The organism is Saccharopolyspora sp. 6M (assembly GCF_020176775.1).
In the GTDB taxonomy this organism is placed as follows: Bacteria; Actinomycetota; Actinomycetes; order Mycobacteriales; family Pseudonocardiaceae; genus Saccharopolyspora_C; species Saccharopolyspora_C gregorii.
In genome coordinates this window covers 86,973-111,828 of the sequence record NZ_JAIUJZ010000014.1, presented here as the reverse complement: position 1 = coordinate 111,828, position 24,856 = coordinate 86,973, and the positions used below count along the sequence as shown (strand labels likewise).

Here is a 24,856-nt window from a genome sequence, read left to right as displayed (position 1 = left end):
GACGGGGGGGGGGGGGGGCCCCCGGGGGGGGGGGGGGGGTGGGGCGGGCGTGGTTGTGGTGTGGGTGGGGGGGGGGGGGGGGGGGGCGGCGCGGCCCCCCCCCCCCCCCCCCCCCCGACAGGTCAGAGACGGACGCCTTCCATTTCTCGAATCAGGCTCTTCGGTCGCATGTCAGTCCAGTTCTCGTTGACGTAGTCCACGGCTGATTGGCGATCGGTCTCCTCGAGCGCGACGGTCCATCCGGCCGGGGCCTCGGCGAACGCCGGCCACAGCGAGTGCTGGCCCTCGTCGTTCACCAGAACCAGATACGTGCCGTCGGGGTCCTCGAACGGGTTGGTGCTCATGATGTTCTCCTCTCCGGTCATGCGTTGGTCGTGCGTTGGTCGTGCTTCGCGGTGTCGTGGTCGAGGCCGGAATCCTGGGCTCACAGCAGGTCGTCCAGGACGCCGCCGATGCGGGCGATCGCGTCCGGATCGGTGAGCATCCCGTCGTGGGTGGCGTCCACGCCGTGATCCAGCACCGTTCCCGTCACGTACGGCCGCCAGGCGGCGGAGGTGAGCGGATCACCTCGATCCCCGTCCACTGCGGTCCGATCGTGGGTGCGCCGGAGTGCGGTGAAGCTCACCAGGTCACCGTCGAAACGCGCGGGCTCGAAGCTCTCCATGAGCCTGCAGTTGTCCACGAAGACCCTCATGCACGCCTTCAACCCGTCGGTGCCCAGTGCCGCCAACCTGCTGTTCTGCTCGTCGAGGTAGTCCGCGTACCGGGTGAGCACCGCGTCCTGGTCGCCCTCGAACTCGGCACCGTCGAAGTCGAAGCCGGCATCGGCCAGGAGCGAGCCCACGATCTCCGCGTCCGTACGATCGACGATGGTCCGCCCCTCGTCCGGGAACGAGTCCACCGTCACCACGTGGCTGACCCGCTCGCCCTGCTCCTGCAGCAGCGTCGCCATCGCGTGCACGACGAGGCCGCCGAAGGACCACCCGAGCAGCCGGTACGGACCCCGCGGTTGGACTCGCCGGACCTCCCGCACGTAGTCGGCGGCCATCTCCCCGATGGAACCCGGGGTCGCGTCGGCGTTTCGCAGCCCCCGGGCCTGGATGCCGTAGAGCGGCTGGTCGGCGGACAGGTGCGCCATCAGCCCCGCGTACGACCAGCTCGTCCCGGAACCAGGGTGCACGCAGAACAGCGGTGGCCTGTTTCCCCTCGGCCGCAGCGGGAGCAGGCATTCGAACGGGTCCCGGGTGGTGTCCGATCCCAGTTCCTCGGCGAGCATGGCCACGGTGGGCGACTCGAACACCGAGCGCACCGACAGCTCCACACCGAACGCGGCACGAACCCGATTCACCAACTGCGTGGCGAGGAACGAGTGTCCTCCCGACCTGAAGAAGTCGTCGTGGACGCCGATCGACGGCAAGCCCAGCAGCTCCTCGAACAGACCGCACAGGACTTCCTCCTCCGGTGTGCGAGGCGCGACCTCGTCAGTGCCGAGGCACGGTTCCGGGAGTGCGGATCGGTCGAGCTTGCCGTTGGCGGTCAGGGGGAACGCGTCGAGCGGCACGAACGCTGACGGCACCATGTATTCCGGCAGCACCGTCCCGACGTGCTTGCCGAGGGCCTCCGGGTCCACGCTGTGCCCGTCGTGGAGCACCACGTAGCAGACCAGGCGGAGATCTCGGGGCGGGTACTCCCGCGCGAGGACGACGGCCGTCCGCACCGCCGGGTGGCTGGTCACCGCGGACTCGACTTCGCCGAGTTCGATGCGGAAACCTCGGACCTTCACCTGGAAGTCCGCCCGGCCCACGAACCGGAGTTGCCCCTCCCGCGTCCACCGCACCAGATCACCGGTGCGGTACATGCGGGAACCAGCCGCTCCGAACACGTCGGCGACGAACCGTTCCGCCGTCATGTCCGGGCGGTTCAGGTACCCGCGCCCGACTCCCGACCCCGCGATGTACAGCTCTCCCACCGCACCCACGGCGACCGGTACGAGCTGGTCATCGAGCACGTACAACCGGGCGTCGCGGATCGCACCGCCGATCGGCGGTGCGCTCGGCCAGACCTCGGCGTTCCCGTCCAGCACGCATCCCGTCATCACGTGCGTCTCGGTCGGCCCGTACTGGTTGTGCATCCGCCGGCCGGGTACGCGAGCGTGGAAATCACGAATCGCGTCGCTGGGCACGAGCGCTTCCCCGGACTGCACGATGTCGCACAGCGCGGGAAGGTCGCGGTCCTGGTCGAGAGCGGCCTCGGCGACGGCCTGCACCACCAGGTTCGGTACGAACAGTTCCTCGATGCGGTGTTCGTCCAGCCAGCCGACCAGCCGTTCGGAGTCGCGACGCACGTCCTCCGGGCACTCCACGAGCGTCTTGCCGAAGAGCGTCGCGGAGAAGATCTCCTGCACCGACACGTCGAAACCGATGGGAGCGAACTGCGCCGTCACCTTGGGCTCGCCGGGGTCCCGTGGCAGCACGGTGTCCTGCCACGACACGAGGTTCACGACCGTGCCCGCCCGCTGCACGACGGCTTTGGGGCGACCGGTCGAGCCGGACGTGTAGATCACGTACAGCGGGTGGTCGGCCAGCAGCGGTGCGTGCCGCTCGGCGTCCGTCAGGTCCGCCGACGTCTGCGCGGCGACGTGTTCCCGCAGCGCGGGGTCGTCCAAGCACAACGTCTCCCCGACGACGCCCGCGAAGCGCTCCCCCTGGTCGCTGTTCGTCAGCAGCACTGCGGGTTCGGCGTCGTTCAGGACGAACCGAATGCGCTCGTCCGGGTGCGAGACGTCGATCGGGACGTACGCGGCACCGGATTTCACCACCGCCCAGACCGTGACGACGAAGTCGATCGACCTGGGGAGCAGTACCGCCACGTACGACTCGGCACCCACTCCGCGTTCCACGAGGACTCGCGCGAGGCGATTCGCCCGCGCGCTGAGTTCCGCGTAGGTGACGGCATCCGAGCCGTGGACGACCGCTCGGCGTCGCGGTGTCGCCCTGACCTGCTCTTCGAACACGGCGGGCAGGTTCCGCCACGGCAACGCGCTCCCGGTGTCGTTGAAGGTACCGACGACCAGCTCGCGATCCTCCGGCGACAGCACGTCCACCCGGTCGACCCGCACCGCCGGGTTCGCCACCACGGTGCGCAGCAGCCGCACCAGGCGCTCGCTCAGCGCCTGTGCGGTGGACCGATCGAAGAGGTCGGCGCTGTACTCGACCGACGCCTGCATCCCCGCCGGGGAACCATCCTCACCGCGACTTTCGGCGAAGAACCAGAACAGGTCGAACTTGGCCGTGGGCTTGATGATCGGCTGCGTGCGGACCGTCAGCTCGGCCGACCGGTCCGGCGCGCCTTCCACGACCACCTGTTCGTTGTTGTTCAGCGTGAGCTGCACTTGGTACAGCGGGTGGCGAGCCAGTGAGCGATCCGGGTTGAGCAGCTCCACGAGCCGCTCGAACGGCAGTTCCTGGTGCTCGTAGGCCGCCAGGTCGGTCTCCCGGACGCGGTCCAGCAACTCGCGGAAAGTGGGATCGCCCGTGAGGTCGGTGCGCAGCACCAGCGAGTTCACGAAGAAGCCGACCACGTCGTCCACGGCGTCGTCGGTACGGCCCGCGATGGGTGTTCCGATCGGGATGTCCCGGCCCGCGCCCAGCCTGCTGAGGACGGCCGCCAGTCCTGCCTGCAACACCATGAACAACGTCGAACGGGTGTCCCGGGCCAACTTGAGCAATGCCGCGTGCAGGTCGGCGGGAACGTCGAACAGGACCATCCCGGCTTCCTGCGAGGACACCGCCGGCCGGGATCGGTCCGTGGGCAACTCCAGTTCCTGCGGAAGGCCGTCCAACGCCTCCGCCCAGTACGCGAGCTGGCTGCTCAGCTCGCTGTCCGGATCGTGCTCGGAACCGAGGATGTCCCGCTGCCACAGCGCGTAGTCCGCGTACTGGACCGGTAGCGGAGTCCACTGCGGGCTCACGTGTTCCCGCCGCGCGTCGTAAGCGACGCTGAGGTCCCGCCGCAGCAACGGCATGGACCACCCGTCACCGCAGATGTGGTGCAACAGCAGGAGCAGGACGTGGTCACCGGAATCCACAGCGAACAGCAACGCTCGCAGCGGGGGCTCCGCGGCGAGGTCGAACCGGTGCCGCACGGCGTCGGTGAGCCGGTCCTCCAGCTCGGCCTCGGTCGTGTTCACGACGTCGAGCGCGACGGTCGCGTCCTCGCGCACGACCTGGTACGGGCCTTCGTCGTCCTCGCCGAAGACCGTCCGCAGTGGCTCGTGGCGTGCGACCACGTCGCACAGCGCTTCGCGGAGCGCGTCCCGGTCCAGCCGGCCGGACAACCGCAAGGCTGCCGGGATGTTGTACGTCGGCTGGGGACCTTCCACCCGATGCAAGAACCACAGCCGCTGCTGGGCGAACGACAACGGAATCCGGGACGGCCTCGGCGTCGCGGGAGTCACGCCACCGCGCCGGGAACCGGCCCGATCGAGGGCGGCGGACAGGCTCGCGACCGTCGGATGGTCGAACACCGACCGCACCGGCACTTCCCGGTGCAAGGTGGACCGGATGCGGCTCACCAGCCGGGTGGCCAGCAACGAGTTTCCGCCCAGGTCGAACAGGTGGTCGTCGATCCCCACCGAGCGCAGGCCGAGGATCTCCGCGAACAGCTCGCAGAGGATCTCCTCACGCGGTCCCCTCGGTCCGCGCTGGACCTCGGCCACCGCGGCGTCGACGTCCGGCAAGGCCGCCTTGTCGACCTTCCCGCCGGGCGTTCGGGGTATCTCCGGCACGGCGTGGACCGCGTTCGGCACCAGGTAGCGAGGCAGGACTTCGGTGATTGCGGCGCGCAACGCCGCCGTGTCGAGGTCGTCGGAACCCGCGACGTAGGCGACGAGCCGCTTCTCCCCGTCGGTGCGGAGGACGACCACGCAGTCCCGCACCCCGGGCTGCCCGGCGAGCACGGTTTCGATTTCCCCGGGTTCGACGCGGAAACCACGCAGCTTGAACTGCTCGTCCGACCGCCCCACGAACTCGAGCGCTCCGTCCCGGTTGCGGCGCACCAGGTCCCCGGTTCGGTACATCCGCGACCCGGCCGGTCCGAACGGGTTCGCCACGAAGCGCTGCCCGGTCGGGCCGGCCTGGCCTAGGTAGCCGCGTGCCAGCCCCGCACCGGCGAGGTACAGCTCCCCCGCCATACCGGGGGCGACCGGATGCAGGTCCCGGTCGAGGACGTACAGCGAGGTGCCGTCCATCGGCGCACCGATCGGCACCACCTCGCCGACCTCCTCGGCGGTCCGCACCGGCTGGTGGGTAGCGTTCACGGTGATCTCGGTCGGGCCGTACAGGTTGGTGACGGTCAGGCCGGGTGAGCGCTCCAGCACCCGCCGGAACGACCGTGCGGACGCGGCGTCACCTCCGGTCGTCACCTCCCGCAAGGTCGACAGCAGCGCGGGCTGCTCGTCGGCGATCAGGGTGAACAGTGCGGTGGTCAGCAGCGCGCCGGTCACCTCGTGCCGGACGACCAGCTCGTGCAGGCCCGCGAGATCCACCTCGCCGTCGGGCACGACGACGATCCGCTTGCCGTTGAGCAGCGGCACCCACAGCTCGTAGGTGGACGCGTCGAACGCCAGGGCCGCGGTCATCAGGACGCGGTCGTGCGCTCCAGTCCGCCAGCGCTGGTCGTGCGCCAACTCGGCGACGCCACGGTGCGTGATCCCGACGCCCTTGGGCACTCCCGTCGAGCCCGAGGTGAACATGACGTAGGCGAGCTGGTCCGGGGCGATCGCGACCTCCGGCGCGTGTTCGGGCATCCCGGCGACGGTCTCGTCGGAGTCGACGACGAGCGTTCGCAGCCCCAGCTCCGCCGCTTCCTCCTGGTAGCGCCGGTCGGTGAGGACGATCCGGGCCCCGACTTCCCGCGCCATCCGCCGACGCCGCCCCGTGGGGAACGAACGGTGCAGCGGGACGTAGGCACCGCCGGACCCGAGCACGCCGAGAACCGCCGTCACGGTGTGCGGTGCGCGCTCCATCAGGATGAGCACCCGCTCCTCGGGCTCGACGCCCTCGGCCAGCAGCCGGTGGCCGAGCCGGTGCGCACGGGCCACCAGCTCGCGGTAGGTGGTGTCGCCGTTGGCGCCGGAGACGGCGACCGCGTCCGGTGTCCTGCCGGCATGGTCGCGGACGAGATCGGGGAGGGAGCGGAGCTCGACCGGCCCGGGTACGCCGTGCGTTCCGGCTGCCACCGCCTCCGGCGCGCCGAGGGTGCCCACCGGGCGGTCCGGGTCGGTCGCGATGTCGGTGATCAGGCGTGCCACCCGATCCAGCACGTCCTGAGCCGTGGCGCGGTCGAACACGTCGGGCCGGTAGTCCAGGCGCAACCGGATCCGCTCACCGGGCGCACCGACGAGGGTCATCGGGTAGTGGCTGGCGTCCACTCCGTCCACTGCGGACACACGTAGGCGGTCGCCGGGGCCGTCAGCGGCCGGCGCGCTACCCGACGGGTAGTTCTCGAACACCACCAGCGTGTCGAACAACCCGCGCCCGCCTGCCGCGACCAGGCGCTGGATCTCGGCGAGGCCGAGGTGGTGGTACGGCATCAGCCTGGTCTGCTCGTTCTGGAGACCGTGCAGGAACTCGGTGGCGGTCTGCCCCGGCCTGACTCGCGCCCGCAGGGGCACGGTGTTGATGAACAGGCCGAGCATGTCCTCGACCCCGACGAGGTCAGAGGGTCTCCCGGACACCGTGATCCCCGCCGTGACGTCCCCTCGGCCGGTCAGCCGCGACACGACGCACGACCACGCGCCTTGCAGGACGGTGTTCAGGGTGAGTCCTTCGTCCCTGGTCCACGTGGTGAGCGCCGCCGTGACCTGCGCCGGCAGCGAGACTCCCAGCTTGCACGGGACCGTGGACGCGGGGTCCGCGTCGGGCGCGACGAGCGTGGCGCCGTCGATGCCGGCGAGGTGCTCCCGCCAGGCTCTGCGCGCCTCGTCCCGGTCTTGGGCGGCGAGCCAGCCGAGGTAGTCCTTGTACGGCCGTACGCGCGGCAATCCGTCCACGTCGCCGTTGCTCGCGTACAGCGCGAGGAGTTCCTTCCACAGCAACGGCATCGACCAGCCGTCGAGCAGGATGTGGTGGAACGTCAGAATGAATCGATGCCGCCGCTCCCCCTCGCGGATGAGCGTGAACCGCAGCACGGGCGGTGCGGTGAGGTCCAGCCGCCGCGCCCGCTCCTCGGCGACGGTGCGATCGGCGGCCTCGGCGCGCTCCCCGTCCGGCAGGTCACCGAGGTCGACCTCGCGCCACGGCAGTTCCACGCTCTTCGGGATGAGCTGCACCGGACGGTTCACGCCCTGGTAGCGGAACGCGGCTCGCAGGTTGTCGTGACGCCGCAACAGGCCGTCCGCGGCGGCGCGCAGCGCGACGCGGTCGAGGGGTCCCTCCAGGTCCAACACCAGTTGCACCGCGTAGAGGTCCGGCCCCGCCTCGTCGTAGACGTGGTGGAAGAAGATCCCCTCCTGCAACGGGGACAACGGCAGGATGTCCTGAAGGCCGGACCGGCTCATTCCGCGTTCCTCCACTCGGCTTCCAGCATGTCGATCTCGCTCTGGCTCAACTCCGCCAGTGCGACGTCGGACGGGGTGTGCCCGCCCCCGTCCGGGGCGTGCGCGTGTTCCACGAGCGCCCGCAACGCCTGGCCGAACAGGTCCGCGAGTTCCACGACCTCGCCCTCGTCGAGCAGGGCACGTGGCCACACCCAGTTCGTCTCCAGCTTCGGCCCGTCGGCCCCGTCCCTGGTGACGGTGGCGACCTCCAGCAGGTGGGGCAGCACCATGTCCTGGTCCTGGCCGCCGATACCGGAAAGATCTCCCAACAGGGACCAGGCCGCGCTCGGCCCGGATGCCTCGGACTCGGAGGAACGGCCCAGGTAGTTGAAACCGACTTGCGCTTGTGGGCAGCCGGCGAGGACGGTCGCGCCTCGCTCGTCCAGGTAGCGCAGCGCGCCGTATCCCAGGCCGTGGTCCGGGACGGCGCGCAGCCGTTCCTTGACCTGCCGCAGCACCTGCCCCGCGGCAGGGCCGCCCGCCATCGCCTCGACGCGGTCGACCGCACCGGTGTCGAGCAGGACGGGATGCATGTTGGCGAACCAGCCCATCGTGCGGGACACGTCGACACCGCCGAGGATCTCCTCCTCCCGGCCGTGGTTCTCCAGGTCGACCAGGACACCGGCGGCGCGGCCTCGCCGCCATTGGGCCAGCGCCATCGTCAGGGCCGCGAGCAGGACGTCGTTCACGCCCGCGTGGAACGCCTCCGGAGCCGTGGTCAACACCGCCTCGGTGATCTCCCGCGGCACTTGCCTGGACACCCGAGCGCAGTCGGCGTTCGTCCGGCCCACTGAATCGGCGTCCACTTCGAACAACGGGCTGCTCTCGGCATGCAGGCCCGCCCAGTAGGCGAGTTCCGGCTCCCGGCCCGGCGAACGGGCCCAGTCACGCAGCCGCAACGCCCACTGCCGGAACGAGGTGCGCACGGGCTGGAGCTCGACCGGCCGGGCGTCGTGCAGGCACTGGTACGCCTCGGCCAGATCCGGCACGAGCGCCGCCCACGACACCGGATCCACGGCGAGGTGGTGCGCGACGACGAGGATCGTCGCGGGTTCGCCTCCTCCTGCCGGGAAGTGCACCACTTGCAGGAGGTTCCCGGTCGCCAGGTCGAGCCGTTCCCGCGCCGAGGCGGCGTGGTCGGCCATGAGCCGCAGCCGGTCTCGGCCCTGCGACCGGGACACGTCGATGGTGCGGACCCGGTCGTCCGCCCGCACGGTTCCCGGCTCCACGACGTGCAGAGCCCAGCGCGAGCCGGCCCCGCGCCCGGTGTCGGCCGGGTCGAAGTCGACGCGCATCCGCAATGCGTCGTGGTGGTCGAGCACCGCCTGCACCGCCGAGACGAGCGTGTCGTGCTCGGTGTCGTCGGGAGCCCGCAGCACCTTCCACTGGTTGAGCCGGTCCACCGGCCCGCCCATCTCGGCGAACCAGTGCAGCACCGGGGTCAGTGGGACCTCGCCCACCCCGTTGGTGTCGGCGAGATCGGGCGCGCTCTCCTCGAACCGCGCCACCCGCGCCAGCCCCGCGACCGACTTGTGCTCGAAGACGTCCTTGGCGGTGAACACCAGTCCGACGCGGCGCGCACGGCCGGCGAGCTGGATGGACATGATGCTGTCCCCGCCCAACGCGAAGAATCCGTCGTCGATGCCCACGGACTCCAGTCCGAGAACGTCCGCGAACAGCTCGCACAGCACCTTTTCGCGCTCGTCCCTCGGCGCTCGCCCGGTCACCACGGCCTCGGCGACCGGCTCCGGCAGCGCGCGGTGGTCGATCTTGCCGTTGGGGGTGAACGGCAGTGCGTCGAGGCGGACGATCGCGGCCGGGACCATGTACTCCGGCAGTGCGGCGGCCACGTGCGCACGCAGCGCTTCCCCGTCCACGCCGGTCCCGGCGGCCGTCGGCACCACGTAGCTCACGAGGCGTTTGTCCCCCGGACGGTCCTGCCTGAGCAGCGTCACGCCCTGCGCCACGGCGGGATGTCGTTGCAGTACCGCGTCGATCTCGCCGAGTTCGACGCGGAAGCCGCGGATCTTCACCTGGTGGTCGACCCGGCCGACGAACTCCACGTCACCACGTGCGTTCCAGCGCACCAGGTCGCCGGTGCGGTACATCCGCTCGCCCGGGGCTCCGAAGGGGTCGGCCACGAACCGCTCGGCCGTGAGGACGCGGCGGCCCAGGTACCCCCGGCCGACACCGCTGCCAGCGAGGTACGCCTCGCCGAGGACACCGCGCGGCACCGGGTTGAGCGCCGCGTCCAGCACGTACAGCCGGTCGTCCGGGATGGCCCGGCCGGCGTCGGGCTGCTCGGCACCGGTGAGCGGTTCGCTCATCGTGGTGAGCACGGTCGACTCGGTGGCACCGTAGACGTTGACCAGCCGGCGTCCCGCACGATGCCAGCGCGCCGCGAGTTCAGCCGAGAACGCCTCGCCGCCGACCAGCACTCCGCGCAGGCTCGGCACGTCCAGGGGGTCGAGGGTGGCGAGCAGCGCCGGTGGTGCCGCCAGGTGCGTGACACCGTGCGCTCGGACGAACTCGGCGAGTTCGTCACCCCCGACGACGCTGTCCCGCGGTCCGAGCACCATCGTCGTCCCGCTCAGGAGGGTCATGACGAAGTCGCCGAGAGCCGCGTCGAAGTTCGGCGACACCAACTGGAGCACGCGGCTCGTGCTGTCGAGGCCGAGTTTGTCGACGTGTCCGGCCGCCAGGCCCGCGAGGCCGTGGTGATCCACCTGGACGCCTTTGGGCCGACCAGTCGAACCGGACGTGTACACGACGTAGGCCACTGCGGACAGCTGGAGCGGCGAGATCCTGTCGCCGTCGTCCACGTCGTGGTCAGGACACGCACGAATCGCAGCGCGAACCGTCTCGTCGTCGACCAGCAACCGAGCGACGCCCTGGTGAGGAAGCGATTCCTCCAGGTGTCGCGCCGTGATCACCAGCGACGGACGCGCGTCATCGAGCATGAACTCGATGCGATCCGCCGGGTAGTTCGGATCGACCGGCAGGTAGGCCGCTCCCGCCTTCTGCACTGCGAGCAGGGCGACGACGAGTTCCTCGCCACGTGGCAAGGCGACCGCCACCACCCGCTCAGGACCGACGCCGAGCGAGATCAGGTACCGAGCCCACCGGTTGGCGCGGGCGTTGAGCTCCGCGAAGCGGATCTCCCGGCCCTCGGCCACCACGGCGGGGTGGTGCGGCGTCCGGTCGCACTGGCGCTCGAACAGCGTGGCCCACGTTCCCGGTTCGGTGTCGGCGTCGCCGCCGCCCGTCGCCACCAGTGCCGCGCGCTCGGAAGCCGCGAGCACCTCGGCCTGCCGCACCCGGCGGGACGGATCCTCGACCAACGAGGCCAGCAACCGGCGGAACCACTCGCCGAGTCGTCGCGCCGTGGCGGCGTCGAACAGGTCGGCGCTGAACTGCACCGTGCAGTCGAGCCCACCCGCGCGTCCGTCCCGGTCACGGGGCCGCTCACCGAAACCGAACAGCAGGTCGAAGTTCGCGACTCCGGTGTCCAGCGGGTACGAGGTGACGTCCAGCTCCGCGACACCTCCGACTCCGCCGGCGCCTCCGCCGGGAACAGCAGCGGCGTCGTTGAGCGAGAGCATCACCTGGAACAGCGGATGCTTGGCCAGTGACCGATCCGGTGCCAGCAGGTCCACCAGTCGCTCGAACGGCACGTCCTGGTGGGCGTAGGCGTCCAGGTCGGTGCGGCGGACCCGCGCCAGCAGTTCCGCGAAGGTGGGCGCTCCGGACACGTCGGTCCGCAGCACCAGCGTGTTGACGAAGAAGCCGACCAGGTTCTCGGTCGCCGCGTCGGTCCGGCCCGCGACCGTCGTGCCCAGCGGGATGTCGTCGCCCGCGCCCAGTCGGTGCAGCAGCGCTGCCAACGTCGCCTGCAACACCATGAACACGCTCACCGCGTGCTCCCTGGCGACCTGCACGATCCGGGCGTGCAGGTCCGGTGGGACCTCGAAGGTGGTCCGACCACCCCGGTAGGACGACGAGGAGGGGCGGGGACGGTCCACCGGCAGGCTGATCTCGGTGGGCAGGTCGGCCAACGAGGACGTCCAGTAGTCCAGTTGAACGGCCAGTGGACTGTGCGGGTCGTCCTCGGCACCGAGCGCCTCGCGCTGCCACAGCGCGTAATCCGCGTACTGCACGGGCAGCTCAGGCCACTGCGGACCCTCGGCGGCCCGCCGGGCGCGGTACGCGGTGGTGAGATCGCGAACCAGGACCGGAACCGACCAGCCGTCGGCGGCGATGTGGTGCAGGGACAGGAGAAGCACGTGCTCGTCGTCCCGGCCGTCGATCTCGAACAGCACGCCGCGCACCGGTAGCTCGCCGGCGAGGTCGAAGCCCTGACGCGCCGCCTCCGTGACGTCTCCGGCGAGTCCGGCCTCGCTCGTCGTCACGACCTCCCAGGGTGGACGAACGATGTCGACGACCACCTGGTGGGGACCCTCCGCGTCCTCCACGAACACCGTCCGCAGGACCTCGTGCCGGGCCAGCACGTCCGCGAACGCCGCCGCGAGCGCGTCGCGATCGAGCCTGCCGGTCAGCCGGAGCGCCAGCGGCATGTTGTACGCCGCGTTGCCGTCCTGGAACCGGTTGGCGAACCAGAGCCTGCGCTGCCCGAACGACAGCGGCAGCAGCCCGGGTCGGGAAGCCCTGCGCAGCGGGGTGCGCGCCCGGTCGGCGTCGCGCAGCGCCAGAGCGAGCCCCGCGACCGTCGGCGTGTCGAACACCTGCCGGACCGCGATCTCCGCACCGAAGGCGGCACGGATCCGGCCCGCCAGCGTGGTGGCGAGCAGCGAATGGCCGCCGCGCGCGAAGAAGTCGTCGTCGATGCCGACCGCACCGACGCCGAGCACGTCGGCGAACAACTCGCAGAGGATCTCCTCCTGCGGTCCGCGCGGAGACCCGCCGCCGGTACCGCCGTCCTCCGGTGCCGGCAGTGCGCGGCGGTCGAGTTTCCCATTGGGTGTCAGGGGAAGCTCGTCCATCAGGACGAACGCCGACGGCACTTGGTACTCCGGGAGGAGCGCCGCGAGGTGTTCGCGGACCGAGTCCACCCCCAGCGCCTCGCCGGCCGGCACGAGGTACGCCACGAGCCGGGCGCTTCCGGGCTGGTCCTCCCGCACGACGACGGCACTGCGCTCCACGGCGGGGTGCGCGGTGAGCGCCGCCTCGACCTCTCCCGGCTCGACGCGGAACCCGCGCAGTTTGACCTGGTCGTCGGCACGACCCAGGAAGTCCAGCGCTCCGTCCCGGTTCCACCGGACCAGATCCCCGGTTCGGTACATCCGCGCGCCGGGGGCACCGAACGGGCAGGCGATGAAACGCTCGGCGGTGCCCGCCGCACGGGCCAGATAGCCCCGGGCCAACCCGGAACCGGCGACGTACAGTTCCCCCGGCATACCGGCCGGAACGGGTCGAAGCCGGCGATCCAGGACGAAAACGCTGGTGCCGAGCACCGGCCGCCCGATCGTCGGATGCTCGCCCACCGCGAGCGGTGCGCTCATCGTCGCGGCGACGGTGACCTCGGTCGGCCCGTAGGCATCGATCACGCGGCGGCCACCGGTCGCCCACCGGGACGCGAGTTCCGCCGTGACGGCCTCGCCTCCGATCACCACGCACCGCACGGCCGGAACCTCCTGCTCCGCGACCGTGTCGAGGAGCGAGGCGGACAGCATCACGTGGGAGGCGCGCCGTTTCACGAGTTCGGCGGCCAGCTCCGACCCGACGAGCCGACCGGGCGGTGGTGCCAGCACGAGTGCGGCACCCACCGACAGGGTCATCACGATATCGGCCACCGACACGTCGAACTGCGGCGACACGACCTGGAGCACCCGGCTCCGCGGCTCCAGGGCGAGCCCGTCCCGGTGGGTCGTCGCGAGTGCGGCCAGACCAGCATGGCTGACGGCCACGCCCTTCGGCTGCCCGGTGGAGCCGGAGGTGTAGATGATGTAAGCGAGGTTCGCCGGCGCCACCTCGGACTCGACCGGCGGGGCCGCCGCCTCCTCGTCGGTGCCGGGCACCAGGACCGCAGCGTCGACGCTGGATTCCAGGTCGGCCCGCGTCGCCGCGTCCGTCACGAACACGCGGGGCCGCGCCTCGGCGACGATCGCCCGGGTGCGCTCGGCAGGCGCGTCGGCTGCCAGCGGGAGGTACACCGCACCGAGCTTGAACACGGCCAGGACCGCCTCGATCCACTCGTACGAGCGGGGCAGCACGACCGCGACCACCTGCTCCGGTCCAGCGCCGTAAGCCGCCAGCCGGTGCGCGAGGGCGTTGGCCCGCCGGTCGAGTTCCGCGTACGACAGGCTGGTTCCGCTCTGCGCGCACTCCACCGCGATGGCGTCCGGTGTGGTCCGGACGACCTCGTGGAAACCGTCCGTCCAGCGGGTCTCCGGGTGCGGGCCGCCGCGGTTGTCGCCTCGCACGAGCCGCGCCAGTTCCGCTGGGGCGACCAATTCGGTGCCGGAGAGCGGACTGTCCGGTTGCCGCGTCGCCGCGTCGAGCAGCCGCACGAGCCGGTCGACGACGTCCTCGGCCGTCCGGCGGTCGAACAGCTCGACGTCGTACTCCAGCGAGCCGCGCAGGCGCTCCACCACACCGCTGGCGGCACGGCGTTCCCGCAACGAGAACGCCAGGTCCACCTTCGCCGTGGCCGTGCCGACCGGACGGGCGCTGACCCGCACGCCGCCCCACTCGTGCACGTCCTCGTCCACGGCCGCGCGATCGCTGTCGAAGGTCAGCGAGACCTGGAACAGCGGGTTCCTCGACCGGGAACGCTGTGGGCGCAGCACCTCCACCAACCGGTCGAACGGGACGGCCTGATGAGCGTAGGCGGCGAGGTCGGTGTCCCGGACCTGGCGGACGAGTTCGGTGAACGTCGGGTCCCGGCTCAGGTCGGCGCGGAGGACGAGCGTGTTGACGAAGAACCCGACGAGCCGGTCCACAGCCTCATCCCGGCGGCCTTCGATCGGCACTCCGAGCGCGACGTCCTCCCCCGCGCCCCACCGCGACAGCAGCGCCGACAACCCTGCCTGGATCACCATGAACACGCTCGCCCCGACCTGCCGTGCGAAGGCGTCCATGCGCGCGTGCAGGTCGGCCGGGACGTCGAACGCGACGACGTCGCCCCGGTGGGCGGGGCTAGCCGGGCGGGAGCGGTCGGGCGTGACGGTGCACTCCTCCGGCAGACCGGCGAGCGCTGTGGTCCAGTAGTCGACCTGGTCGGCGAGCGGGCCGTCCTGGTCGGTGGTGCCGAGCGTCCGCTCCTCCCACAGAGCCACGTCGGCGTACTGCACCGGCAACGACGGCCACGCCGGCTCGGTGCCCGAACAGCGTGCCTCGTAGGCCGAGCGGAGATCCTCGGCGAGGACCGGCAACGACCAGCCGTCGGCGGCGATGTGATGCAGGAGGACGAGGAGCACGTGCCGTTCGACGCCCACCCGGACGAGCCACGTCCTGATCGGCGGCTCGGCGGCGAGGTCGAACGGGTGGGCGACGAGGCCGGTCAGCGTGGCGTCCAGCTCGTCCTCGTCCACCACGATCCGCGGAGGACCGATGTGGACCTCATCGGCTTCGAGCAGGACCTGGTGCGGTCCCCGGGAATCCTCGGCGATCACCGTCCGCAGCGTCTCGTGGCGACGCACGACGTCGGCCAGCGCCGCACGCAGGGCGGACTCGTCCAGGCTTCCCGACAGCTCCAGCGCGAGCGGAAGGTGGTAGCTCGGGTTGGGTCCTTCCATCCGGTCCAGCAGCCAGAGCCGGCGCTGCACCATCGACAGCGGAACCCGCCGCGGCCGGGGGGTGGCTCTGGTGACGGGCGCGCGTGCGACACCAGCGCCGTCGAGGGTTCGGGCCAGCCCGGCCACGGTCGGCTGCTCGAAGACCTGCCGGATCGCGACCTCCACGCCCAGCGCGCCGCGAATGCGGTTGACCAGCCGCGTCGCGAGCAGCGAATGCCCACCCAGCGCGAAGAAGCTGTCCTCGACACCGACGTGCGGGACGCCGAGCACGTCGGCGAACAGCGAGCAGAGCACGTCCTCCCGTGCTCCGCGAGTGCCGCGGGCCGGCCGGGACGAGGACGCGTACTCCGGAGCAGGAAGCACCGCGCGATCGAGTTTTCCGTTGGTGGTCAACGGGATCTCGTCCACGCGAACGAACGCCGAAGGCACCATGTACTCCGGCAGCGTCGACGCCACGTGCGAGCGCAACTCCGCCACGTCCAGGCTCGCCCTCGCGACGACGTAGGCGACCAGCCGCGGGTCACCCGCGCGGTCCTCGCGAACGAGGGCGGCCACGCGTTCGACCGCCGGATGGGTTCGCACCGCCGCCAGCACCTCGCCGAGCTCGACGCGGTGTCCCCGCACTGCGACCTGGTCGTCGGCGCGTCCGACGTAGACCAGGTCGCCGTCGCTGGTGCGTCGCACGAGGTCTCCCGTGCGGTACATCCGCTCGCCCGGCTCGCCGAACGGGCACGCGACGAACCGCTCGGCGGTCGATCCGGGTCGACCGTGATAACCCCGCGCGAGCTGGACACCCGCCACGTACAGTTCGCCGACCACTCCGTCCGGCACCGGGGCGATCCGATCGTCCAGCACGTAGGCGCGCACGTTGCGGAACGGCCGTCCGATCGGCACGTCGCCCTCGGGTGTCGGGGTCGCCGGGTCGAGCCGGTATTCCAGGCAGTTCACCGTGAGTTCGGTCGGCCCGTAGACGTTGCGGACGGCGACCTCGGGATGCCGCGAGCGCCAGGCCGCGAGCGCGGGTCCGCGAAGCGCTTCGCCGCCGATCAGCAGCAGTTCGCTCGGGGACATGCTGTCCGGGAGCGACTCCAGCACCTCCAGGTGGCTCGGCGTCACCTTCATCAGCGTGGGACGCGCACGGTCGTCGGCCTCGTCCGCGTTCAACGACCCCAGGCGCACGCACCCACCGGCGACCAGCGGGGTGTACAGCGCGCTGACGGTGAGGTCGAAGGACACCGGTGAATGCAGCAGGGTGCTGCCGGCGGCCTCGGGATAGGCGTCGCGAGCACGCTGGACGTAGGCGCCCAGCGCCCGGTGTTCCACAACGACGCCCTTCGGACGCCCCGTCGAGCCCGACGTGTAGATCACGTACGCGACGTCCCCGCCGAGCACGGTGGTCCGTCGGCCAGCTCCGAGGTTCTCGCCGTTGCGCCGCGCGAGGGCCTTGACGACCTCGGGTGCGTCCACCACGAGCCGCACCGCCGAGCCACCGGTCACGCGGGGCAGCGCGTCTGCGCAGGCCGCCGAGGTGACGAGGAGCTGCGGCGAGACGTCCCCGAGGACGTACGCGATCCGCTCGCTCGGCTGCTCCAAATCCACCGGCACGTAGCCCGCGCCGGCCTTCAGCACGCCGAGCAGCGCGACGACCAGGTCGACCGATCGCGGCAGCGCGAGGCCGACCAGGCAACCGCGCCCCACGCCCCGCTCGCTGAGCATCCGGGCGAGCCGGTTGGCCCGCGCGTTCAGGTCGGCGTAGGACAGCGTCTCCTCGTCCGATCGCACGGCGGGAGCCTGCGGGGTCCGCGCGGCCTGCTGCTCGAACAGGTCGGGAACGGTGCGGGCGGGCACGTCCTCAGCGGTGTCGTTCCAGTCCACGAGAACGCGGTGCCGCTCCGCGGGGTCCAGCAGGCGGAGATCGGCGACCGCGCGTCGCGGATCTCGCACTGCCTCCGACAGGACGCGCACGTAGCACCGGGTGATCATCTCTGCGGTCGCGCGGTCGAACAGGTCGGTGCTGAACAACAGGACGCCGTGCACTCCCGCCGGGTCGCCTTCGGCCGTCCGACGCTCCCGGAGTCCCATCGAGAGGTCGAACTTCGCCGAGCCCGTGGTGGCCGCGCGGGACGACGCGGTGAGACCAGGAAGGTCCACCGCGTACTGCGGATCGTCGCGCTCGAACGTGAGCATCACCTGGAACAGCGGGTGCCGGGCCAGCGAACGACGCGGGTTGAGCACCTCGACCAAGCGCTCGTAGGGCACGTCCTGGTGGGCGTAGGCCGCGAGCGAGACCTCCCGCACCCGCGCGAGCAGTTCCGCGCAGCTCGGTCGGCCGGACAGGTCGTGCCGCAGCACCAACGAGTTCACGAACAGTCCGACCAGGTCCTCGACCGCCTCCTCCGACCGCCCGGCGACCGGTGTCCCGATCGGGATGTCGGTGCCCGCACCGAGCCGGTGCAGCGTCGCCGCGAGAGCCGCCTGCGCGACCATGAACACGCTCGCTCCGTGCTCACGGCCCCACCCTTCGAGTTCGCGGTGCAGGCCGGAGGGGATCTCGAACTCCACCTGGTCACCCCGGTGCGAGGGCTCCGCGCGTCGCGCCCGGTCGAACGGCAGCGGCAGTTCCTCCGGTACGCCGTCGAGTCGTGATCGCCAGTAGTCGAGCTGCGCTCCCGCGAGGCCGGCCTGCTCGCCCTCGTCTCCCAGCAGCGCGCGCTGCCACAGCACGTAATCCGAGTACTGGGCCGGAAGCGGCGACAGCCGCGGCGGCGTCCCCGCGCAGCGCGCCGCGTACGCCGCGCTGAGGTCGCGGGCCAACACCGACACCGACCACCCATCAGCGGCGATGTGGTGGACCAGCACCAGCAGGACGTGCTCGTCCCGGGCTCGTTCGAACAGCCGGACCCGCAGGGGTGGCTCGTTCTCCAGGTCGAAACGGTGCAGCGCGTCCGCCTCGACCGCGGATTCCCACGCCGTGCCGCGTGCCTCCACGACGCGGAAGTCCACCGGCGTGGACGGTGGCAGGACGATCTGGTGCGCCCCTTCCTCGTCCTGGGCGACGACGGTGCGCAGCGACTCGTGCCTGACGACCACATCGGACAGTGCGGCGGCCAGCGCGTCGCGGTCCAGGTTCCCCGACAGGTCCAGCACGAGCGGCAGGTTGTAGGTCGCGGAGGGTCCCCGGAGGCGGTGCAGGAACCACAGCCGTTCCTGGGCGAACGACAGTGGAACCCGGTCGGGTCGTACGGCCTCCGCCGTCAGCGCGGGCCGAGCCTCGTCGTCCGGGTTCAGGGCGCGCGACAGTCCTTCGACCGTCGGGTGCTCGAACACCCGACGCACCGCGACCTCCGATCCGAACGCGGTGCGGATCCGGCTCGTCAGGCGGGTCACGAGCAGTGAATGACCGCCGAGCGCGAAGAAGTCGTCGTCGATGCCGACCGATGCGACACCCAGCACCTCTGCGAACAGGGCGCAGAGCATCTCCTCCCCGGGGTTCCTCGGTCGCCGGGTCTCGGGAGCGTGCTCCGGTTCCGGTGCGGGCAGAGCCGCCCGGTCGAGCTTCCCGTTCGGCGTCAGCGGAAGCGCGTCGAGCGGGATGAGGCTGACCGGAACCATGTACGCCGGAAGGTGTTGCGCCGCGTGCGCGCGGATCTCGGCCGTGGAGGCTGTGGCCACGACGTAACCGACGAGCTTTCGATCACCCGGCCGGTCCTCCCGGACCACCACCGCCGCCTGGGCGACGGCGGGATGTCTCGACAGCTCCGCGGCGATCTCCTCGGGCTCGATCCGGAAGCCCCGCAGCTTGACCTGGTCGTCGGTGCGGCCGAGGTGCTCCAGCCCGCCGCGAGCCCGCCAGCGGGCGAGATCCCCGGTGCGGTACATCCGCTCGCCCGGTCCGCCGAACGGGCATGCCACGAACCGCTCGGAGGTCAGATCCGGGCGGGCCAGATATCCCCGGGCCAGGCCCGCTCCGGCCACGTACAGCTCTCCCGGCACCCCGGGCGGGACCGGCCGCAGGTGCGCGTCGAGGACGTACACCCGGGTGTTCGCGATGGGCAGGCCGATACCCGGCTCCGGGTCGTCACCGGTCAGCATGGCCGACGTCGACCAGACCGTCGTCTCCGTCGGACCGTAGAGGTTCGTCACCGACGGCGCGTGTGCGTTCAGCGCGCGTGCGAGGTCTCCGGGCAGTGGTTCGCCACCGACCAGGACGCGCACCGAGCGCAGAGCGTCGGCGGCACCGCCGCCGACCACCTCGCGCCACAGGCTCGGTGTCGCCTGCATGACGGTGATGCCCGCCGACTCGACCAAGGCGCGGAGCCGCTCCGGGTCGCGGACGTCCTCGCGGGAAGCCAGCACGACGCGGCCACCCGACAGCAGTGGCGCGAGCAGTTCCAGTGCCGCGATGTCGAAGGCGACCGTGGTGACCGCGAGCAACCGGTCCGATGCCGACAACTCGACCGTGCGCGTCATGTCGGCCAGGAAGTTCGCCAGCGCGCGCCGTCCGACCACCACGCCCTTCGGGCGTCCGGTCGAGCCGGACGTGTGGATCACGTAGGCCGGATGATGGCCGCGTGCTCGCGTGCCCGGATCGGTCTCCGCTTCTGCTCTCAGCAGCGCTCTCGTGTCCTCCTCGTCGAGCAGCAGGACGGGTCGCCCCGAGGGGAGGTTCCGCGCCGTCTCCCGCATGGTGAGAACGCACCGGGGTTCGGTGCCGGCCAGCACCGTGCGCATCCGTCCGGCGGGATGCTCCGGGTCGAGCGGGACGTAAGCGGCTCCGGTTTTCACCACCGCGAGCATCGCCACGAGCAGACCCACGTCACGCGGCAAGGCGAGCGCGATCAACTCCTCTGGACCCGCGCCGTACCTGAGCAGGTGGTGTGCGAGCTGATTCGCGCGTGCGTCGAGTTCGGCGTAGGAGAGCACCACGTCGTCCTGCTGCACCGCGGGCGCCGTAGGGCATCGGCGTGCCCTGTCCTCGAAGAGCCCGACGATCGACTCGTCGTCCACCGGTCGAGCCGTGTCGTTCGGCTCATCGAGCAGCGCGCGGCGTTCCTGGTCGTCCAGCAGGTCGAGGGTGCTGACCCGACGGCGCGGGTCCTCGACGGCGAGGGCGAGCACTCGGACGAGCTGGCGGGCCAGCCGCTGGACCGTCTCCTGGTCGAACAGGTCGGTGCTGAACTCGATCGTACCGTCCACACCGGACGGACGCGGGCCGCCGCGGCGTCGCAGGGTGAACGCCAGGTCCACCCGGGACGTCGAGGTCGAAGCCGGGTGCGGAGTGCAGTCCAGCTCGGGCAGGTCGGGCGCGATCGCGTCACCGTCCGGCGCCAGCGCCAGCAGCACCTGGAACAGCGGGTGCCGGGACAGCGACCGCTCGGGCCGTACCGAGTCCACCACTCGTTCGAATGGAACGTCCTCGTTCGCGAACGCCGACAGGTTCGTGTGGCGCACCCGGTGGAGCACTTCCGCGAACTCGGGGTCGCCGGACAGATCCGCGCGCAGCACCAGCGTGTTCACGAAGAACCCGACGGTGTCCGCCACGGCGTCGTCGGGTCGACCGGCGACCGCCACCCCCAGCGGCAGGTCGTCGCCGGCTCCGAGCCGTGCGAGCAGGCAACCCAGCCCGGCCTGCACGACCATGAACAGGCTCGTCCCGCTGGCGCGGGCGAGATCTTCGAGTCGCTGGTGCAACGCGGCGTCCAGACCGAACCGCACGTGATCGCCGCGGAAGCTCGCCACGGCGGGCCGACGACGATCCGTGGGCAGCGCCAGCTCTGCCGGCGACCCGTCCAGTGTGGTCCGCCAGAACTCGAGCTGCTCGGCTAGCGGACTGACCGGATCGTCTTCGTCGCCGAGGAATTCCCGTTGCCAGAGCGCGTAGTCCGCGTACTGCACGGGGATCGGCGACCAGTCGGGCACCGCACCCGCACGACGCGCCGCGTACGCCCGGCCGAGGTCGCGGGCGAGCACCGTGATGGACCGACCGTCGGCCGCGACGTGGTGCGTGAGGAGGAGCAGCACGTGGTCGTCCGGTCCGAGTTCGAACAGCGTGCACCGCAGCGGGGGCTCGTGTGCGAGGTCGAAGGGCGTTGCCGACGCGGCGGCGAGGTGCTCGTCCACGTCAGCCGGATCCGCCGTCACCACCGGGAGCTCCACGTCGACGTCGTCGCGGACCACCTGGTGCGCTCCGGCGTCGTCCTCGGCGAAAACGGTGCGCAAGACCTCGTGCCTGGCGGCCAGGTCGGACAGCGCCGAGCGCAGCGCCGCCCGGTCGAGCGACCCGGACAGCCGCAGAGCCAGCGGCATGTTGTACGTCGCGTCGGGTTCGAAGCGATTGAGGAACCACAGCCGCTGCTGGCCGAACGACAGCGGCACCCGTTCAGGCCGGGGGACGGGCGTCATCACCGGTCGCGCGCGACGCGTTCGATCCAGCGCCTTGGCGAGCGCCGCCACCGTCGGGTGGTCGAAGACCTGGCGGACGGTCAGCTCGACGCCCAACGCGGCGCGGGCTTTGCTCACCAGGGCGGTCGCCAGGAGCGAATGTCCGCCCAGCCGGAAGAAGTCGTCGTCCACGCCCACCTGATCGGCACCGACGACCTCGGCGAACATGCCGCAGAGGATCTCCTCGGTCGGGCTGCTGGGCTCCCGTGCCTGCCCGTGTGCGTGCTCGGGTGCGGGAAGCGCGGCGCGGTCGACCTTCCCGTTCGGCGTCAGCGGAATCTCGTCCAGGACCACCCACTCCGACGGGACCATGTACTGCGGCAACGCCGAGCGCACGTGTTCGCGCAGGGCGTCCGGCCGGACACCCTCGTCCACCACGACGTAGGCGACGAGCCGCTGATCACCCGGGGTGTCCTCCCGGACGACCACCGTCGCCTGCTCCACGGCGGAGTTCCTCGTCAGCGCGGCTTCCACTTCGCCGAGTTCGATCCGGTGCCCGCGCACCTTGACCTGGTCGTCGACCCGGCCGAGGTAGTCCAGCTCGCCGTCACTTCGCCAGCGGACGAGGTCGCCGGTTCGGTACATGCGGTTCCCCGCGCCGCCGAACGGGTCGGCCACGAACCGTTCGGACGTCAAGCCGGCACGATGCAGATAACCGCGCGCGAGCTGCTCGCCTGCCAGGTACAGCTCACCCGGGGCACCGGGAGCCACCGGGCGCAGGGCGCCGTCGAGCACGTACGCCCGGGTGTTCCACACTGGACGTCCGATGGGAACGGGCCCGCGCGGGTCCTCCGCACCCGGTTCGAGCCGGTGCACGATCGTGCCGACCGTGGCCTCGGTGGGGCCGTATTCGTTGATCAGCGTGGTGCCGGGGTTCCTCCGCCGCCACGCTGCCGCGTTCGCACCGGTGAGCGCCTCACCACCGACGACGAGTTGGCCCGTCGGATTGACGTTGTCGGGCAGCGTGTTCAGCAGCGGGAGGTGCGCGGGTGTGGCTTTGAGGAACGTCGGCCTGCCGAGTCCCGCCACGTGCTCGGCGCTTCCGGTCAGCTCGGCGATCTCCACCTGACCACCGCAGGTCAGCGGTGCGAACAGCGACGTCACGGTGAGGTCGAAAGCCACCGACGAGTGCAGCAACGTGCGCCCGGAGACGCCGGGGTACTGGTCCCGGACGTAGCTCAGGTAGTGGCCGAGCGCGCGGTGCTCGACCACGACGCCCTTGGGGTGGCCGGTCGAACCCGAGGTGTAGATGACGTAAGCCGCGTCAGCGGGCCGCAGCTGCGCACCACGATCCCCGGCGGAGTGATCGCTGAGGTGTCCACCGACGTCGTCCCACGACACCACCCGGTCACCGATGCTCTTCGGCGCCAGGCCGGTGCCCGCCAGCACCAGCACCGGGTCCGCGTCGGCGACCAGGTGTTCGACGCGCTCGGCGGGATGCTCCGGATCGATCGGAAGGTACGCGGCTCCGGACTTGAGCACCGCGAGAAGGCAGACGAGCAGTTCCGGGCTGCGCGGGAGCAGGACCGCCACGATCGTTCCCGGACCCGCTCCCCGGTCGGTCAGCGAGTGGGACAACCGGTTGGCCCGCGCGTTGAGTTCGGCGTAGGACAGTTCGGTGTCGTCGCTGACGATCGCGGGCGCGTCCGGGGTGCTCCTCGCTTGTGCCTCGATCAACTCCGGCACCGAGACCCGGCCGACGGGGCGATCGGTGTCGTTGTGCTCGGTGAGGACCCGGTGCCGCTCCCCCGCGTCGAGCAGGTCGACGGCGCCGACGAGTTGCCGAGGATCGTCGGTGATCGCGGCCAGCACCCGCACCGTGCGGCGCAGGATCGCTTCGGCCTGCTCCCGGTCGACCAGGTCGGGACGGTGGTCCAGCTTCAGGCGCAGGATGTGCCCCGGGCCGACGACGAGGGCGAGCGGGTAGTGCGTGGCGTCGCTGCTGCGTGCTCCGGTGAGCCCGAACTCGCGGGCGGTGGACGAATCACCCTCCCCGCTGAGGGGGTAGTTCTGGAAGGTGCACACCGTGTCGAACAGTTCGCCCACGCCGATCCAGCGCTGGATCTCCGACAAGCCGACGTGCTGGTGCGGCAACAGCACACCGTGCTCGGCCTGGACCTGTCGCAACAGTTCCACGAGGGTCTGATCGGGCCGCGTACGAACGCATCGGGGCACGGTGTTGACGAACATGCCGATCATGCGCTCCACCCCGTCCAGCTCGGGCGGGCGACCGGAGACCGTGTTGCCGACGACGACGGTGTCCCTGCCGGATTGGTGACCGACGACCAGCGCCCACGCGGTGAGGACGACGGTGTTCAAGGTCAGGCCGAGCTCCCGCGTCCGCTGGACGAGCCGTTCGGTCTCGTCCTCGGACAGCTCCGCGTGGACCTGCTCCGGCACGACCGGGTCGGTGGCGGCGGGTACGACCGCCGTGGATTCGTCGACACCGCCGAGCGCACGACGCCATGCCTGTTCGTCCGCCGCCGGGTCCTGGGCGGCGATCCATTCGAGGTAGTCCCGGTACGGCCGCGCCGGCGGCAGGGTGTCGGTCGCACCGGACTCGATCGTGAGCAGTTCGTGCACGAGGATCGGCAGCGACCACCCGTCGAGCAGGACGTGGTGGTAGGTCAGGATCAGCCGGAACCTGCCGGGGCCGAGGACGACCGCGGTGAAGCGCAGCAGCGGCGGGCTTCCGAGGTCGAAGCCTCGCGCGTGGTCCTCGGCGGCGACCCGGTCCGCTGCTGCTTCGCGCTCGTCGGCCGACGACGCTCCGCCCGTCAGATCGACCAGGTGCCACGCCGCCGGTACCGAGCGGAGGACGAGCTGCGCCCACTGGCCCGACTTGCGTTGCCGGAAGCAGCTCCGCAGGGCGGTGTGCCGGTCCAGGAGCGCCTGCGCGGCGGCGTGCAGGCATTCGATGTCGACCTGGTCTCGTTCGAACTCCAGCACGGACTGTCCGATGTAGACGTCCGTGCCGTTCGGGTCGTAGACGTGGTGGAACAGCAGGCCTTCCTGGAGCGGCGAAAGTGCGAGAATGTCTTCGATCAGTTTCGAGCGGATCACG

Annotated in this window: 3 protein-coding genes; all 3 read right to left on the bottom strand. The window is 71.2% G+C overall.

Annotated features, from left to right (window positions below; all coding sequences use genetic code 11):
• Positions 1-122: 122 nt before the first annotated feature.
• The 3 genes from LCD31_RS02920 to LCD31_RS02910 all read right to left on the bottom strand — a co-directional run bounded on the left by LCD31_RS02920 (position 123) and on the right by LCD31_RS02910 (position 24,855).
• Positions 123-344, bottom strand: coding sequence for an MbtH family protein (locus LCD31_RS02920; protein WP_224955856.1), 222 nt, complete (start codon positions 342-344; stop codon positions 123-125).
• Between the two features lie 80 nt (positions 345-424).
• Positions 425-7,558 (bottom strand): non-ribosomal peptide synthetase, encoded by a 7,134-nt coding sequence (locus tag LCD31_RS02915; protein WP_224955855.1) that lies wholly within the window; start codon positions 7,556-7,558, stop codon positions 425-427.
• Positions 7,555-24,855 carry a non-ribosomal peptide synthase/polyketide synthase gene (locus LCD31_RS02910; RefSeq protein WP_224955854.1) on the bottom strand — a complete coding sequence of 5,767 codons (17,301 nt, stop codon included), beginning with the start codon at positions 24,853-24,855 and terminating at the stop codon, positions 7,555-7,557. The genes LCD31_RS02915 and LCD31_RS02910 overlap by 4 nt, the downstream gene beginning before the upstream one ends.
• Position 24,856: the final 1 nt, after the last annotated feature.